The 14,452-nt window shown below is 73.0% G+C and carries 14 protein-coding genes, 1 tRNA gene and 1 pseudogene; 4 read left to right on the forward strand and 12 right to left on the reverse strand.

All coding sequences use genetic code 11. The features are described 5' to 3' along the window. Positions 1-24: 24 nt before the first annotated feature. Both ABZK10_RS16995 and ABZK10_RS17000 read right to left on the reverse strand, forming a co-directional pair. Complete coding sequence (locus ABZK10_RS16995; RefSeq protein ID WP_353810471.1) at positions 25-1,635, reverse strand: ABC transporter permease; 1,611 nt, start codon at positions 1,633-1,635, stop codon at positions 25-27. Beyond that, complete coding sequence (locus ABZK10_RS17000; protein ID WP_353810472.1) at positions 1,632-2,528, reverse strand: ABC transporter ATP-binding protein; 897 nt, start codon at positions 2,526-2,528, stop codon at positions 1,632-1,634. The genes ABZK10_RS16995 and ABZK10_RS17000 overlap by 4 nt, the downstream gene beginning before the upstream one ends. A 143-nt stretch (positions 2,529-2,671) precedes the next feature. On the opposite strand from ABZK10_RS17000, the gene ABZK10_RS17005 reads away from it, so the two are divergent. The 4 genes and pseudogenes from ABZK10_RS17005 to ABZK10_RS17020 all read left to right on the forward strand — a co-directional run bounded on the left by ABZK10_RS17005 (position 2,672) and on the right by ABZK10_RS17020 (position 5,112). Further along, the gene (locus ABZK10_RS17005; RefSeq protein WP_353810568.1) at positions 2,672-3,061 is read left to right on the forward strand and encodes a PadR family transcriptional regulator; all 390 of its coding nucleotides are present in this window, start codon (positions 2,672-2,674) and stop codon (positions 3,059-3,061) included. 1 nt (position 3,062) lies between these two features. After that, positions 3,063-3,422 (forward strand): annotated as a pseudogene (locus ABZK10_RS17010) (DUF1048 domain-containing protein); the annotation flags it as partial. Positions 3,423-3,550: 128 nt separating this feature from the next. After that, entirely contained in the window at positions 3,551-4,351 is an 801-nt protein-coding gene (locus ABZK10_RS17015; RefSeq protein WP_353810473.1) for an ABC transporter ATP-binding protein, read from the forward strand. After that, positions 4,348-5,112: an ABC transporter permease gene (locus ABZK10_RS17020; RefSeq protein WP_353810474.1), complete on the forward strand. Its 765-nt coding sequence runs from the start codon at positions 4,348-4,350 to the stop codon at positions 5,110-5,112. Before ABZK10_RS17015 ends, ABZK10_RS17020 begins: the two co-directional genes overlap by 4 nt. 104 nt (positions 5,113-5,216) lie before the next feature. On the opposite strand, the gene ABZK10_RS17025 is transcribed toward ABZK10_RS17020, so the two are convergent. From ABZK10_RS17025 to ABZK10_RS17070, 10 genes are all read right to left on the reverse strand, one after another. Further along, on the reverse strand, positions 5,217-5,453 hold the full coding sequence (locus tag ABZK10_RS17025; RefSeq protein ID WP_353810475.1) for a hypothetical protein: 237 nt from the start codon (positions 5,451-5,453) through the stop codon (positions 5,217-5,219). Positions 5,454-5,569: 116 nt separating this feature from the next. Then, positions 5,570-5,643 (reverse strand) — tRNA-Leu (locus ABZK10_RS17030). A gap of 126 nt (positions 5,644-5,769) precedes the next feature. Further along, the gene (locus tag ABZK10_RS17035; RefSeq protein WP_353810476.1) at positions 5,770-7,176 is read right to left on the reverse strand and encodes an NAD(P)/FAD-dependent oxidoreductase; all 1,407 of its coding nucleotides are present in this window, start codon (positions 7,174-7,176) and stop codon (positions 5,770-5,772) included. A 64-nt stretch (positions 7,177-7,240) separates the two neighbouring features. Further along, positions 7,241-8,542, reverse strand: coding sequence for a S8 family serine peptidase (locus ABZK10_RS17040; RefSeq protein ID WP_353810477.1), 1,302 nt, complete (start codon positions 8,540-8,542; stop codon positions 7,241-7,243). Next, the gene (locus tag ABZK10_RS17045; RefSeq protein ID WP_353810569.1) at positions 8,539-9,099 is read right to left on the reverse strand and encodes a DUF501 domain-containing protein; all 561 of its coding nucleotides are present in this window, start codon (positions 9,097-9,099) and stop codon (positions 8,539-8,541) included. The genes ABZK10_RS17040 and ABZK10_RS17045 overlap by 4 nt, the downstream gene beginning before the upstream one ends. Then, a complete protein-coding gene (locus ABZK10_RS17050) occupies positions 9,096-9,536 on the reverse strand; it encodes an FtsB family cell division protein (RefSeq protein WP_353810478.1) in 441 nt (146 codons plus the stop codon). The genes ABZK10_RS17045 and ABZK10_RS17050 overlap by 4 nt, the downstream gene beginning before the upstream one ends. 61 nt (positions 9,537-9,597) lie before the next feature. Then, entirely contained in the window at positions 9,598-10,878 is a 1,281-nt protein-coding gene (gene eno / locus ABZK10_RS17055) for a phosphopyruvate hydratase (RefSeq protein ID WP_353810479.1), read from the reverse strand. 115 nt (positions 10,879-10,993) lie between these two features. Continuing rightward, complete coding sequence (locus ABZK10_RS17060) at positions 10,994-12,034, reverse strand: glycosyltransferase family 2 protein (RefSeq protein ID WP_353810480.1); 1,041 nt, start codon at positions 12,032-12,034, stop codon at positions 10,994-10,996. Positions 12,035-12,077: 43 nt separating this feature from the next. Then, positions 12,078-13,334 (reverse strand): histidine--tRNA ligase, encoded by a 1,257-nt coding sequence (hisS, locus tag ABZK10_RS17065; protein WP_353810481.1) that lies wholly within the window; start codon positions 13,332-13,334, stop codon positions 12,078-12,080. A gap of 166 nt (positions 13,335-13,500) precedes the next feature. Continuing rightward, positions 13,501-14,274, reverse strand: a complete 774-nt coding sequence (locus ABZK10_RS17070; protein WP_353810482.1) for a MazG family protein — start codon at positions 14,272-14,274, stop codon at positions 13,501-13,503. Positions 14,275-14,452: the final 178 nt, after the last annotated feature.

The following is a 14,452-nucleotide window of genomic DNA, read 5'->3' on the forward strand; positions in this document are numbered from 1 at the left end:
GCGGATGCCTCCGGCGGGCCTCGCTCAGCTCGGCACGTCGCGACGGCGGAACGCCAGGAGCCCGACGAGCGCCGTGGCGGCGGCGACCGCGCCGAGCCACGCCTCGGCCGCTCCGTCGACGTCGGTCGCGGGCACGTCGCCGACCACGTGCGTCGGCGAGAGCGCGAGCGCCTGGTCGGGCATGGAGAGCGTGCCGCCGAGCAGGTCGGCGAACACGGCGTAGGCGACGAACAGCCAGAGCACGCTCGTGAACCGCGGGAGTGCGCCGAGCAGCAGCATCCCGACACCGCCGAAGACCAGCAGCGCCGGCAGGTACGCGATGGTCGCCGCGGCCACCCCGTCGACCCGGTCGCCCGAGGTCCAGGCGAGTCCGGCGCCGCCCGCGAGCAGCACGAGGCACGCGAGCACCGCGGCCGTGAGGGCGTGCGTGCCGAGCCAGCCGGAGCGGCGCACGGCGCGCGCGAGCGTCGGCTCGAGGCGCCCGCCGGTCTCCTCGGCGCGAAGGCGGCCGATCGCCTGCACGAGGCATCCGATCGCCATGTAGGCGAGGATCAGCAGCGTGAGGCCCGCGTACGACTCGTTCACGGAATCGGCCGCGTCGGCGCCGAGCATGCCGGCGAGCGCGGGGTTCGCGGCGACCGCGTCGGCGATGTCGTCGGTGAACGCGCCGAACACGACGCCCACCACGGCGGCGCCGGCGATCCAGCCGACGCCGGCGGGCACGTGGGCGCGCACGGCGAGCCCGAGGGTGGACGCCTGGAACCGGCCCGCGCGCCGCGGACCCGTGCGCGACGGCACCACCGCCGCGCCCAGGTCGCGTCCGCCGACGAGCGCGAGCCCGGCGACGACGAGGGCCGCCGCCACGCCGAGCGCCAGCAGCAGCGGCCAGATGCGGGGGTCGTCGGTGAACGGGCGCGTCTCCTGCTGCCAGGCGAGCGGCGAGAGCCACTTCCATGCGTTGTCGCGCACGTCGCCGACCGCGCGCAGCAGGTACGCGCCGCCGAGCACGACGATGCCGACCGCGGTCACCCCGGCGGCCCGGCGCACGAGCTGGCCGACGAACGTCGCGAGCCCGGCGAACACCGCGCCGAGGCCGGCCATCGAGGCGCCGTAGCGCCATGCGGCGTCGGCCGGTTCCCCGTAGGCGAGCAGCACGGCCGCCATGCCCGCGCCCACCAACGTCAGCGCCACCAGCGCGACGAGCACCGCTGCCGACCAGGGCGCGCGTCGCCCGACCGCGCGTGAGCGCAGCAGCTCGAGCAGCCCGGTCTCCTCGAGCGCCCGGGTCTGGCGGGTGACGAGGAACAGCCCCATGAGCGGCACCGCGATCGCCGCGATGAAGCCGAACTCGTTCGCCGCGACGCCGCCGAGGGTGTCGGCGCCGTAGGGCGTGCCGTTGATCGCGGCCATCGCGGGGTCGGAGGCGACCGTCGCGTCGTAGGTCGCGAGCTGCTCGGGCGTGGGGTAGGTGCCGTCGACCGCGGCCACGGTCGCGAGGTAGCCGCCCACGAGCCCGGCCACCCAGATGACGGGCGCCTTCCACCCGGTGCGCAGCTGCACGCCGAGCACGGCGCGGAAGCCGCCGCCTGAGTGGCGGGTCGTCGCCTGGGCGGGAGTCGCGGTCGCGGTGGTCACCCGACGTCCTCGTACTCGCTGAGGAACAGCTCGTCGAGGCTCGGCGGTCGCACCGTGAGCGCGGTCACGCCTGCGGCGAGCACGGGCGGCAGCACGTCGTCGAGCGCGGCCGGGTCGACCGAGAACGACAGCTCCGTGCCGTCGCCGACGGGCGTGCGCTCGACGCCCGACACCGACGGGTGGTCGAGCTCGGGTGCGGGCGTGCGGGTCACGGCGTGCACGGCGGTGCGCGAGAGGCTGCGCAGCTCGGCGACGCTGCCGTCGCGCACGATGCGGCCGCGGCGCACGATGGCGACGTCCTGGCAGAGCGCGTCGACCTCGCTCAGGATGTGGCTGGACAGCAGCACGGATGCGCCCGCCGCCGCGCGCTCCTGCACGCACGCGCGGAAGACCTCCTCCATGAGCGGGTCGAGTCCCGAGGTCGGCTCGTCGAGCACGAGCAGGTCGGCGTCGGCGGCGAACGCGGCGACGAGGGCGACCTTCTGCCGGTTGCCCTTGGAGTAGTCGCGGATGCGCTTCGTGGGGTCGAGGTCGAATCGCTCGATGAGCGACTCGCGGCGCGCGGCATCCGTCGGCGGCCCCGACGAGGCGAGCACGTCGATGCACTGCCCGCCGGTGAGCTGCGGCCAGAGCGCCACGTCGCCGGGTACGTACGCGAGGCGGCGGTGCAGGCGCACGGCGTGCGACCACGGGTCCTCGCCGAACAGGCGCACCGAGCCGGAGGTCTTGCGCATCAGCCCGAGCACCACGCGTATGGTCGTCGACTTGCCGGCGCCGTTCGGCCCGAGGAAGCCGAGCACCTGCCCCTCGCGCAGTCGCAGGTCGAGGCCGTCGAGGGCCCGCACCTTCCCGAAGTGCTTGTGCAGCCCCTCGATCTCGATTACCTCCGCCATTCGGCCCCTCCGCCCGATCGATTCGGATGTCCCCGTTCGGGGTGAGTGTATCGAGATCCGCTACTCGGTCTTGCCAAGTACCGGTACTCGGCGTTACTATCTACCAGTACCTAGCGCGACAGATGACCGACGGGACGGCGATCGTGGGCAAGCAGATGACCGAGTTGCTCAAGGGCACCCTGGAGGGCATCGTGCTCGCGCTGCTCGTGGTGCGGCCCGCCTACGGGTACGAGATCACCGCACGCCTGCGCGAGCAGGGCTTCGCCGACATCGCCGAGGGCACCGTCTACGCGCTGCTCGTACGCATCGAGCAGCGCGGGCTCGTCGACGTCGTGAAGGTGCCCTCGGAGAAGGGCCCGCCCCGCAAGGTCTACTCGCTGAATGCGTCGGGCCGTGCGGTGCTCGCCGAGTTCTGGGCGGGCTGGGACTTCCTCGCCGACCGCATCGGGCACCTCCGGCCGGCGCCGGGCGATGCGCCGCACGACGACATCACCACCGACGACAGCATCACCGACGACGAAGGAGCGCGCTGACATGGCCGCCAAGTGGATCGAGGCCCTCACGGGCTCGCTCGAGCAGAAGAAGCAGTACCGACAGGACCGCGCGCGCATCGCCGGGCTCCCCGAGCCGTACCGCACCGCCGCGCAGGGCATGCACCGCTACCTCATGTACGCCGGCGGCATCACCGACGGCGACACGCTCATCACGATGTTCGGCGACCTCGCCGACCTGTGGGAGCGCGCCGCCGTCGACGGCACGCCCGTGCGCGACATCGCCGGCGACGACCCCGTCGGGTTCGCCGAGGACTTCGCGCGCGCCTACGCCGGGAAGCAGTGGATCGACCGCGAGCGCGCACGCCTGGTCGCCGCCTTCGAGGGCGCCGAGGAGGCGGATGCCCCGGGCTCGACCACATCGGGCTCGACCACATCGGGCTCGACCGGCTCAGCCCCGACCAGCTCAGCCCCGACCGGCTCGGAGCCGGCCAGCTCGGACCCGGCGGCCCCGCGCACCGACGAGGAGGCATGACCGTGGCCACCGCCATCCGCCTGCGCGGCATCGAGAAGTCGTTCGGCGACGTCGACGTGCTGCGCGGGGTCGACCTGGACGTCGCGGCGGGCAGCATCCTCGCCCTGCTCGGCGCGAACGGGGCGGGCAAGACCACCCTGGTCCGCATCCTCTCGACGCTGCTGCACGCCGATGCGGGCACCGCGACGGTGCTGGGGGCGGATGTCGCGGGCGACCCCGGCCGGGTGCGCGCATCGATCAGCCTGACCGGCCAGTTCGCCGCGGTCGACGAGGTGCTCACGGGGCGCGAGAACCTCGTGCTCGTGGGGCGCCTCCGCCACCTGCCGCACCCGGGCGCCGTCGCCGACGACCTGCTCGCACGGTTCGCCCTCGCCGACGCCGCCGACCGGCGCGTCGCCACCTACTCGGGCGGCATGCGGCGGCGCCTCGACATCGCGATGAGCCTGGTCGGTGACCCGCCGGTCATCGTGCTCGACGAGCCCACGACCGGGCTCGACCCGCAGGCGCGCATCGAGGTCTGGGACACGATCGCCTCGCTCGCCGCGGCCGGCACCACCGTGCTGCTCACCACGCAGACCCTCGACGAGGCGGAGCGCCTCGCCGACCGCATCGCGATCCTGCACGACGGCACGATCCTGCACGAGGGCACCCTCGACGAGCTGCGGCGGCTGCTGCCGCCCGCGGCGGTCGAGGTCGTCGAGCGGCAGCCGTCGCTCGAGGAGGTCTTCCTGGCGGTCGTGGGCTACCGGTCGACGGATGCCTCCTCCTCCCCTGCCACCGGAACGGAACGCCCATGACCTCCCACGCCCTCGCCGACACCCGCGTGCTCACGGGCCGCTCGCTGAGGCACGTGCTCCGCAGCCCCGACACCATCCTCACCACCGCCGTCACGCCGATCGCGCTCCTGCTGCTGTTCGTCTACGTGCTCGGCGGGGCGATCGATGTGGGCGGCAACGTGTCGTACGTCGACTACCTGCTGCCGGGCATCCTCCTCATCACCATCGCGTCCGGCGTCGCCTACACGGCGTACCGGTTGTTCCTCGACCTGCAGGGCGGCATCTTCGACCGCTTCCGCACGATGCCGATCGCGGGTTCGAGCGTGCTCTGGGCGCACGTGCTCACCTCGCTCGTCGCGAACCTCGCGTCGGTCGCCATCGTGGTCGGCGTCGCGCTGCTGATGGGCTTCCGCACCGGGGCATCCGTCGCCGCCTGGTTCGCCGTCACCGGCATCCTGGTGCTGTTCACGCTCGCCCTCACCTGGCTCGCGGTGATCGCGGGCCTCTCGGCGACGTCGGTCGACGGCGCCAGCGCGTTCAGCTATCCGCTCATCTTCCTGCCGTTCATCAGCTCGGCGTTCGTGCCGACCGACTCGATGCCGGCGCCCGTCGCGTGGTTCGCCGAGCACCAGCCGGTCACGGCGATCGTCGACTCGCTGCGCGCGCTGTTCGCGGGCGCGCCGGTCGGCGCCGACCTCTGGGTCGCGCTGGCGTGGCTCGTGGGCATCCTCGCGGTCGCCTGGACGGTGGCGCTGCTGCTGCATCGACGGCGCGTGCGGTGAGCGCCGAGTCGCGGCGCGGCGCCGCACCGAGCGCGGGCAGCGCCGACGGCCCGGAGCTCGCGCTCCGAGCCGCCGACGGCTCCCCCGTTCCCCCAGGGGGCGTGTCAGTCGGCCGCTGCGCAGACGCCCGTGGCGGTGGCGTTCTTGGCCTGGCCGCCGACGGCCTTGACGACGTCGCCGACGTTCGTGAAGCCGAGCGCGCCGACGGTGTTGATGGTCTTGTGCACCTGCCCGAAGCAGGCGTTGTCGTTGGGGCCCATGTGGCCCGCGGCCTGCGCCGGTGCGGCGAAGCCGACCACAGCGAGGCCGACGATGAATCCGGTGGCGAGAATGCGCTTCATTGGACTTTCCCTTTCAATCGGCGGGTGCCTGACGACCCGATTACCTGTAGTTCCGGCCGAGGCAGGTGTTCGGATGCACGCCGATCGAAGAATTTCCCGCGAAGGCGCGGGCACGGTGCTCCCGCTGGGATTCGAACCCAGACTCGGGCGAGTTTAAGTCGCCTGCCTCTGCCAGTTGGGCTACGGGAGCGCGGCGGCGGGCCGCGCCCTCACCTTACCGAGCGGATGCCTCGCGGCAGCCCGCGAACGCGAACGCGAACGCGCCGCCGACCTGCGTGATGCAGGCGGGCGGCGCGTTCGAACGAGGGGCGAACCGCTACTTGGCGGCTGCCGCCTCGGCGGGCTTCTTCGCGGGCGTGCGGGGCTTCTTCGCGGCGGGCGCCTTCGGGGCCTCCGCGGCCGGGGGCTTCGGGCGCGCGGCGAACTCCTCGAACGCGGCACGCGGGTGCTCGCGGGCCTCGAGCGAGACGATGTCGCGGCCGAGCCAGAAGTTGTTCCACCAGCCCCAGAAGACGCGGAGCTTGCGCTCCCAGCTCGGGATGGCGAGGCCGTGGTAGCCGCGGTGGGCGAACCAGGCGATGAGGCCCTTCATGGCGAACTTGCCCGACTGGAATGCGCCCGAGCCGATGCCGAGACCGGCGACCGCGCCGAGGTTCTTGTGCACGTACTGCTTCGGCTCCTCGCCGCGCAGCACCGCCACGATGTTCTTCGCGAGCAGCTTGCCCTGGCGCACGGCGTGCTGGGCGTTCGGCACGCAGAAGCCGCCGACGCCGCCGCCGGTGAGGTCGGGCACGGCACTGATGTCGCCGGCCGCCCAGGCGTCCTCGACGATGTCGTCCTCGTCGCCCACGCGCAGGTCGGGGCGGGTGACGATGCGACCGCGCTCCTCGACGGGCAGGTCGCTGTTGCGCACGATCTGCGGGTTCGCCATGACGCCGGCGGTCCACACGATGAGGTCGGTGTCGAAGGTCCGGCCGGTCGAGAGCTCGATGTGGCCGTCGACGGCCGACTTCAGCTGCGTGTCGAGGTGGATCTCGGCGCCGCGCTGGGCGAGGTGCTTGATGACCCAGTGGCTCGTGGGCAGCGACACCTCGGGCATGATGCGGCCCATCGCCTCGATGAGGTGGAAGTGCGTGTCGTCGAAGCTCAGCTGCGGGTAGAACTCGAGCAGCGAGCTGGCGAACGAGCGGAGCTCGGCGAACACCTCGATGCCGGCGAAGCCGCCGCCGACGACGACGACCGTCAGCAGGCGGTCGCGCTCGGGGCCGGCCGGCAGGTTCGCGGCCTTGTCGAAGTTGGTGAGCAGGCGGTCGCGGATCGCGGCGGCCTCCTCGACGGTCTTCAGGCCGTAGGCGTTCTCGGCGATGCCCGGGATGGGGAAGGTGCGCGAGACGGCGCCGCCGGTCACCACGACGATGTCGTAGTCGAACTGGTAGTCGTCGGCGCCCTCGGGCGAGATGGTCGCCTGCTTCGACGCGTGGTCGATCTTGGTGACCTTGGCGGTGACGACGTTGGTCTTGCGCAGGTGACGACGCAACGCCACCACCGAGTGACGCGGCTCGATCGAGCCGGCGGCGACCTCGGGGAGGAACGGCTGGTAGGTCATGTAGGGAAGCGGGTCGACAACCGTGACCTCGGCCTCTCCGGCCCGCAGCCACTTCTCGAGCTTCCACGCGGTGTAGAACCCGGCATAGCCGCCACCGACGATGAGAATCTTGGGCACGGTGAATGAACTCCTCAGTTGGTGGGTGCGTGGGGGCGTGCGAACACTGTACTCCCGACCGCGGTCACGTTTCATGGCGCGACGTGCGCCGGATATGCCGAGTGGCACCGATGCCCAACAGCGTTGCCAGCGTACCAAACCCCAGCAGCAGGGCGAGCGGCAGCGTGATGTAGGCGAGGCTCGAGGGGGTCGGCAGCAGCGTGAGCGCGACGCGCGACTGCGGCTCCGGCGGGTCGGGGAACGGCACGACCTCCTGCTCCTCGTCGTCCACCTCCTCGCCGCCCGTCGGCAGGTCGGCCCGGCGGTGGATGGTGACCCACTGCGACAGGTCGCCCATCGGGTTCGCACTCACCGGCTCGACCTCGGCGGTGAGGGCCGCGGGCGGGTCGATCAGTCCGTAGCCGTAGAGCGGGCTCGGCACCTCGTGCCCGTCGGGGTCGGCGGTCGCGATGACCCGCTGGATGACGTTGTTCGCGTCGAGGTCGGGGTACGCCGAGCGCACCAGTGCGACGAGTCCGCTGACCAGCGGCGCCGCGCCGCTCGTGCCCTCCCAGAGCACGTAGCCCGCGTTGCCGGGCTGCACGCCGACGAGCTCCTCGCTCGGCGCCGACACCCCGATGGTGATGCCCTGGGAGGACGCGTCGAAGCTGACCTCCTTGTCGATGTCGACGCCGGCGACGGTCAGCACGCCCGGGATCGTCGCGGGTGCGCCGACCTCGGTCGTGCCGCTCCCCCGGTTGCCCGCCGCAGCGACCACGACCACGTCGTTGGCGAAGGCGTAGCCGAACGCGTCGTCCCAGCTCTCCGGCCAGTCGCGGGTGTTGCGGGTCAGCGACATGTTGATCACGTCGGCGCCGTTGTCGACCGCCCAGCGCACGCCCGCGGCGATCTGGTCGTCGGTGCTCACGGCACCCTCGTCGGACTGGCCGAACGCGACCGAGATCGACAGCAGGTCGGCCTGCGGGGCGACGCCGATCACGCCGTTGCCCTCGCCCGTGCCGCGGCCGGCGAGCAGCGACGCCACCCACGTGCCGTGGTTCGCGTCGTCGCCGACGGGCGTCTGCCCGTCGGGCGAGCCGATGCCCGAGACATCCGTGCCGCCGACGACCGCGTCCGCCAGCTCCGTGACCGACGAGTCGATGCCGGTGTCGATGACTGCGACCGTGACGCCCGCGCCCTGCGTGGTCTGCCAGGCGGTGGTGAAGCCGTAGTCGGTGAGCCAGTACTGGCGGTCGCGCACGGTGTCGGCCTGCGCGGGCAGCGGCACCGCGACCAGCACGGCGACGGCGGTCGCGGTCGCGACGACGCGGGCCAGGCGGCGGGCGGCGCGACGAGAACGACGGCGGGGCGGATGCTCCGGGCTCACGAGGCTCCGTCGTCGGGCGTGCCGCCCGCGGCATCCGGCTCGTCGTCGACGCCGTAGTCGACGCAGACGCACACGGTCGGCTTCCACGACGACGCCTCGAGCGCGAGGTCGCCGATGGGGTTGAGGCCCGGGCCGGCGGCGAGCGCGTGGGCGGCGAGCGCGTGCAGGCACTTGACGCGCACGGGCATGCCGCCCGCGGAGACGCCGTGCAGCTCGGGCACGACGAGGAAGCTCTCGCGGTCGGCGAGGTACGACTCGTGGGCGGCGACGTACGCGGCGCGCACCTCGTCGTCCTGCTCGAGCAGCTCGGCGTACTCGACCATGAGGTGCGCGGCCTCGAGGTAGCTCATCGCCGCCGTGGCCGCCGGGTGGGTCAGGTAGTAGAGCGTGGGGAACGGGGTGCCGTCGGCGAGGCGCGGCGCGGTCGCGACGACCGTCGGCGCACCGCAGACGCAGCGCGCGGGAATGCCGATGACGTCGCGCGCCGGGCGACCCAGTTGGGCGGAGACGACGCGGATGTCGCGTGCGCTCGCCTGCTCGAACGGTGGTCGCATCAGCCGTCTCCCTCGGATGCATCGGTGGCGGTGCCCGCCGCGATCAACGACGCCAGCAGCGTGCGCGACCAGTCGGCCTGCGCCTGCTCGACCTCGGTCGAGATCGGCGCGGCCTCCTCGGCCACGTCGGCGGGCTCGAGGTCGTCGATCACGAGGTAGCTGACCTCGCCCGGCAGCACGTAGTAGAGGCGCTCGCGGGCCTGCGACATGACGAACGTGCGGTCGTCCCATCGCTCGCGCTCGGCGCGCAGGTCGCGCACGTCGGCCCGCTGCGCGGCCACGTCGGCCTCGAGCGCCGCGATCTCGGCACGCTGCTCGGCCCAGACGCGGAGGGTGGGGGCCAGCACCACGACGGCGAGCACCGCCAGGGCCAGCATGATGATGGTGAAGCCGGAGAAGCGGATGCCGCGCAGCCAGGCGCCCACGGAGGACTCGGGCATGCGACTCCTCCCCGGCACGGCGCGGTCGGGGCGGCCCCGCGGCCCCCCCGACCCCCGTGCGTCAGGCGGAGAAGCGGGGGAACGCCGCGCGGCCCGCGTACACCGCGGCCTCGCCGAGCTCCTCTTCGATCCTCAGGAGTTGATTGTACTTGGCGACCCGCTCGCTCCGGGCCGGCGCGCCCGTCTTGATCTGGCCGCAGTCGGTGGCGACGGCGAGGTCGGCGATCGTCGTGTCCTCGGTCTCGCCCGAACGGTGCGAGAGCACGGCGGTGTAGCCGCTGCGCTGGGCGAGGGCGACCGCGTCGAGCGTCTCGGTGAGCGTGCCGATCTGGTTCACCTTCACCAGGATCGAGTTCGCGGCCGACATCGAGATGCCCTTGGCGAGACGCGACGGGTTGGTGACGAAGAAGTCGTCGCCGACCAGCTGCACCTTGCTGCCGACCTGGGCGGTGAGGGACGCGTAGCCCTCCCAGTCGTCCTCGGCCAGAGGGTCCTCGATGGAGACCAGCGGGTAGTTCGCGAGCAGCTCCTCGTAGTACGCGACCATCTCGTCGGCGCTGCGGGCCTTGCCCTCGAACGTGTAGGTGCCGTCGTCGAAGAACTCGGTCGACGCGACGTCGAGGCCGAGCGCGATGTCGGAGCCGACGGTGAAGCCGGCCTTCCCGATCGCCTCGGAGATGAGGTCGAGCGCGGCGGCGTTGCTGGCGAGGTCGGGGGCGAACCCGCCCTCGTCGCCGAGGCCGGTGGAGAGGCCCTTCGACTTCAGCAGGCTCTTCAGCGCGTGGTACGACTCGGCGCCCCAGCGCAGCGCCTCGGAGAACGACTCGGCACCGATCGGCAGGAGCATGAACTCCTGGATGTCGACGCCGGTGTCGGCGTGCGCGCCGCCGTTGATGACGTTCATCATCGGCACGGGCAGCGTGTGGGCGTTGGGTCCGCCGAGGTAGCGGAACAGCGGCAGGTCGGCCGAGTCGGCCGCGGCCTTCGCCGTGGCGAGGCTCACGCCGAGGATGGCGTTCGCGCCGAGGCGGCTCTTGTTCTCGGTGCCGTCGGCGTCGACGAGCGCGGCGTCGACCACGCGCTGGTCGCTGGCCTCGAGGTCTTCGATGGCCGGGCCGAGCACGTCGAGCACCGACTCGACGGCCTTCTGCACGCCCTTGCCGAGGTAGCGGTCGGAATCGCCGTCGCGCAGCTCGTACGCCTCGAATGCGCCGGTGGACGCGCCCGAGGGCACCGCGGCGCGGGCGAGCGAGCCGTCGTCGAGCAGCACCTCGACCTCGACCGTCGGGTTGCCGCGCGAATCCAGAATCTCGCGGGCGCCTACTGCTTCGATGAATGCCACGATCTCTCCTTACGTGGTGGTGGTGTCCCGGACGACCCCATCGTGGTCCGCGTTCCCGAGTCTAGTGACGGGCCCGGCGACGAACCCAAGTCGCGCCGGACGGCCGGACCTCGGCTCACGGCGCCCGCTCGAGGGTGACCGGCGTCTCGCCGAGCGAGCGGGGTGCGGATGCCACGGGGGCGCGCCAGCTCCGCAACGGCCGGAGGAGCAGTCGATGCCCGACGGCATCCGCGATGCGCAGGATGCCGGCGACGGGGCGCCCCCGGCGGAGGAGTCGTCGACCGTCGGCGAACTTCTCGGCGGACCGCCGCTGCTGGTGCGCACGCCAGATGGCCGCGAGCGCGGCGGCCTGCTCCGGCGTGTTCGCCGGCGAGTGGTACGTCGTCGACCAGACGCGGCGGATCGTGCGCACGGCGAGCGCGTCGTCGTTCGAGAGGTTCGACCCGTGCCGCCGGTAGGCGACCAGCGGGCGGTCGACGAGGCGCAGCGGACCGAGTCGCGCGAGCCGCGAGATGAAGTCCCAGTCGCTGCCGACCGGGTAGCTCGGGTCGAATCCGCCGGTGCGGGCGAATGCGTCGCGTCGGACCATGAGGCAACTCATCGGCACCACGGGAAGGGCGAGGAACACGTGCTCCAGGCCCCGCTCGGCGCCGAGCTCGGGGCCGCCGGGATCGGCCATGCGTTCGCGCCCGCGCATCTGCCGTCGGAAGAGCCCGGGACGCACGGGCGCACCCTCGGCATCGATCAGCTCGGCACGCGTGAAGGCCCCGACGGCGGCCGGGTGCGACGCCAACGTGTCGACCAGGGTCGCGAGCACCCCCTCCGACCATGCGTCGTCGTCGTCCAGGAAGATCAAGTGGGTCGCCTCCGGCGAGGCGAGCGCGGCTCCGGCGTTCCGATTGCCGGCGACGCCGGTGTGGGCCTTCAGCGCCAGTGACACCCGGGAATCGCCGAGGAATCCGCGCACCACGTCGGGCCCGTCGTCCACCGAGCCGTCGTCGATCACGATCACCTCGAACCGCTCGTACGTCTGCGCGAGCACCGACCCGAGCGTCTGCGCGACGTAGTGCCCGCGGTTGTGGAGCGTGAGGACGACGGTCACGAGCGGGCGGGCACCGTCGGGAGCACCCGCCTCCGCATCCCCGATCGCCGTCACGGTCCGAGGATCCCACGATTCGCCCGGCCCGCGCCGAGCGAGGTCAGTCGAGCGGGCGGAACTCCAGCTCCGCGGCATCCGTCACCCCTGCGTTCACGAACGCGAACCGGGCGAACCCGTCGGCGGCGACCCGTTCGAGCAGCGCCCGGGTGTTCTTCACGCGCCGCTCCAGGCGCACGCGCGACCCCGCGGCCACGAGCTGCGCCTTGAGCCCCACGAGCACCGCCGGGTCGATGTCGCGGTCGTGCACGAGCACGACGTCGTCGTGCGCGCCGTCGCCGCCGAGCTCGACGAGGTCGACGATGCGCTCGAACCCAATCGAGAAGCCGCAGGCGGGCACCTCCTGGCCGAGGAACCGGCCGATCATGTGGTCGTAGCGTCCGCCGCCGCCGAGCGAGTAGCCGTGGTCGGGGTGCGCGATCTCGAAGATCGTGCCGGTGTAGTAGCCCATGCCGCGCACCAGCGTGGGGTCGAAGTCGACGGATGCGCCGGGCAGCGCGTCGCGCAGCGCACGCAGCTCGCCGAACGCCTCCGCGTCGAGCCACGCGGGCGCGCCGTCGTCGACGACGCTCCAGTCGGCCGCGGCGAGCGCCTCGATCTCCGCGACGATGCCGGGCCGGTCGATGCCGATCGTGGCGAGCTCGTCGGCGACTCCGGTCGCGCCGATCTTGTCGAGCTTGTCGAGCGTGATCAGCGCGCGCTCGCGCAGCCCCGGGTCGTCGACGCCCCAGCTGCCGAGCAGCCCCTGCAGGATGCGGCGGTCGTTCAGGCGGATGCGGCAGCCCGCGAGCCCCAGCGCATCGAGGGTCGCGAGCGTCGCCTGCAGCAGCTCGAGCTCGGCGACCGGGCCGGCCTCGCCGATGATGTCGATGTCGCACTGCATGAACTGGCGGTACCGGCCCTTCTGCGGGCGCTCGGCGCGCCACACCGGGGCGACCTGCACCGCGCGGAACACGGGCGGCAGCGCGCCGCGGTTCGACGCGTAGAAGCGGGCGAGCGGCACCGTGAGGTCGAACCGCAGGCCGAGGTCGGCGAGGGCGAGGCTGTCGCCGGATGCCGCCGCGGCGGCCAGGTCGTCGGCGGTGAGGCCGCGCTTCATGACCGCGAAGGCGAGCTTCTCGTTGTCGCCGCCGAGGCCGGCGTGCAGGCGGTCGGAGTCCTCGACGACCGGGGTCTCGATCTCGTCGAACCCGTGCACGCGGTACGTCTCCCGGATCACGGCGAGCGCGCGCTCGCGGCGCGCCTTCTCGGCGGGGAGGAAGTCGCGCATTCCGCGCGGGGGCGTCACGGTCTTCGGCATGACGGCCATTCTTCCAGTCGCAGGCGATGGCGGCGTGCGCGTGACGGCCGGCGGTCTGCCACGCCGCGGCTCCAGGAGCGGGGCGGCCGGGGCCGCGAGGGGCTGGGCGGCCGGGGCCGCGAGGGGCTGGGCGGCCGGGGCCGCGAGGGGCGGGGGGCGGATGCCGCTAGGCCGACGCGGCTTCGGCGGCGCGCACGTCGTCCTCGAGGCGGCGCGTCGCGGCGCGCAGTGCGCGTTCGGCGTCGAGCCCGTCGGCGCGGGCCCGAGCGACGATCGCGAGGAGTTGGTCGCCGAGCGCGGTCTCGTCGGCGGGCGCGACGTCGGGCGCTGCGCCGGGGACGACGTCGGATGCGTCGGCCGGCGCGGGGATGGGGTCCGGGCCGGGTTCGCCGGAGGCATCCGCCCGCCCCTCCCCTGCGCCTGCGGGCGCCACGCCGACGCGACCGGCACGGCCGAGCACCTTGTCGGCGCGTGCGAGGGCGGGCATGCCGCGCGGGATGCCGTCGAGCACGCTGGTGCGGTGCGGCTTCTCCTCGGCCTTCAGGTCGTCCCAGAAGCCGACCACGTCGTCGGCCGACTCCGCCTGCCGGTCGCCGAACACGTGCGGGTGGCGCGAGATCATCTTGGCGCTCATGTGGTCGGCGACGTCGTCGATGTCGAAGCCCTCGTCGGGATCGTGCGCGGCGAGGTCGGCGTGGAAGAGCACCTGGTAGAGCACGTCGCCGAGCTCCTCGATGAGCTCGGCGCGGTCGCCCGCCTCGATCGCGTCGATCAGCTCCCACGACTCCTCGACGAGGTACTGCACGAGCGACTCGTGGGTCTGGTCGGCGTCCCAGGGGCATCCGCCCGGCCCGCGGAGGCGTGCGGTGAGCCGCACGAGCCCGTCGAGGCCGCGGTAGTCGTCGAGGGTCTCCTGCTGTTGCGCCTGCGCGTCGCCCATGCGCCCATCACATCACGCGGGCCCGGGCGCCGCACACGCGCACGCACGTTCGCGCAGACGCACACGCGCATGCACGCGGGGGCGAGTACACGCAGGAGCGCGTGCAGCGCTGCCCCGTCACGCGTCCGGGCGCGACGTTAGACTGTCGCGCAGGTGTGCCGGGAAGTCTGGTCGGCCG

It is taken from the genome of Agromyces sp. SYSU T00194 (genome assembly GCF_040496035.1).
Classification (GTDB): domain Bacteria; phylum Actinomycetota; class Actinomycetes; order Actinomycetales; family Microbacteriaceae; genus Agromyces; species Agromyces chitinivorans.

Bases quoted from the DNA above. Each gene is read 5' to 3' on its own strand.
- ABZK10_RS17000 (WP_353810472.1), bottom strand. From the start codon at position 2,528: ATGGCGGAGGTAATCGAGATCGAGGGGCTGCACAAGCACTTCGGGAAG.
- ABZK10_RS17015 (WP_353810473.1), top strand. From the start codon at position 3,551: ATGACCGTGGCCACCGCCATCCGCCTGCGCGGCATCGAGAAGTCGTTC.
- ABZK10_RS17020 (WP_353810474.1), top strand. From the start codon at position 4,348: ATGACCTCCCACGCCCTCGCCGACACCCGCGTGCTCACGGGCCGCTCG.
- ABZK10_RS17025 (WP_353810475.1), bottom strand. From the start codon at position 5,453: ATGAAGCGCATTCTCGCCACCGGATTCATCGTCGGCCTCGCTGTGGTC.
- ABZK10_RS17050 (WP_353810478.1), bottom strand. From the start codon at position 9,536: ATGCCCGAGTCCTCCGTGGGCGCCTGGCTGCGCGGCATCCGCTTCTCC.
- hisS (WP_353810481.1), bottom strand. From the start codon at position 13,334: ATGCCGAAGACCGTGACGCCCCCGCGCGGAATGCGCGACTTCCTCCCC.
- ABZK10_RS17070 (WP_353810482.1), bottom strand. From the start codon at position 14,274: ATGGGCGACGCGCAGGCGCAACAGCAGGAGACCCTCGACGACTACCGC.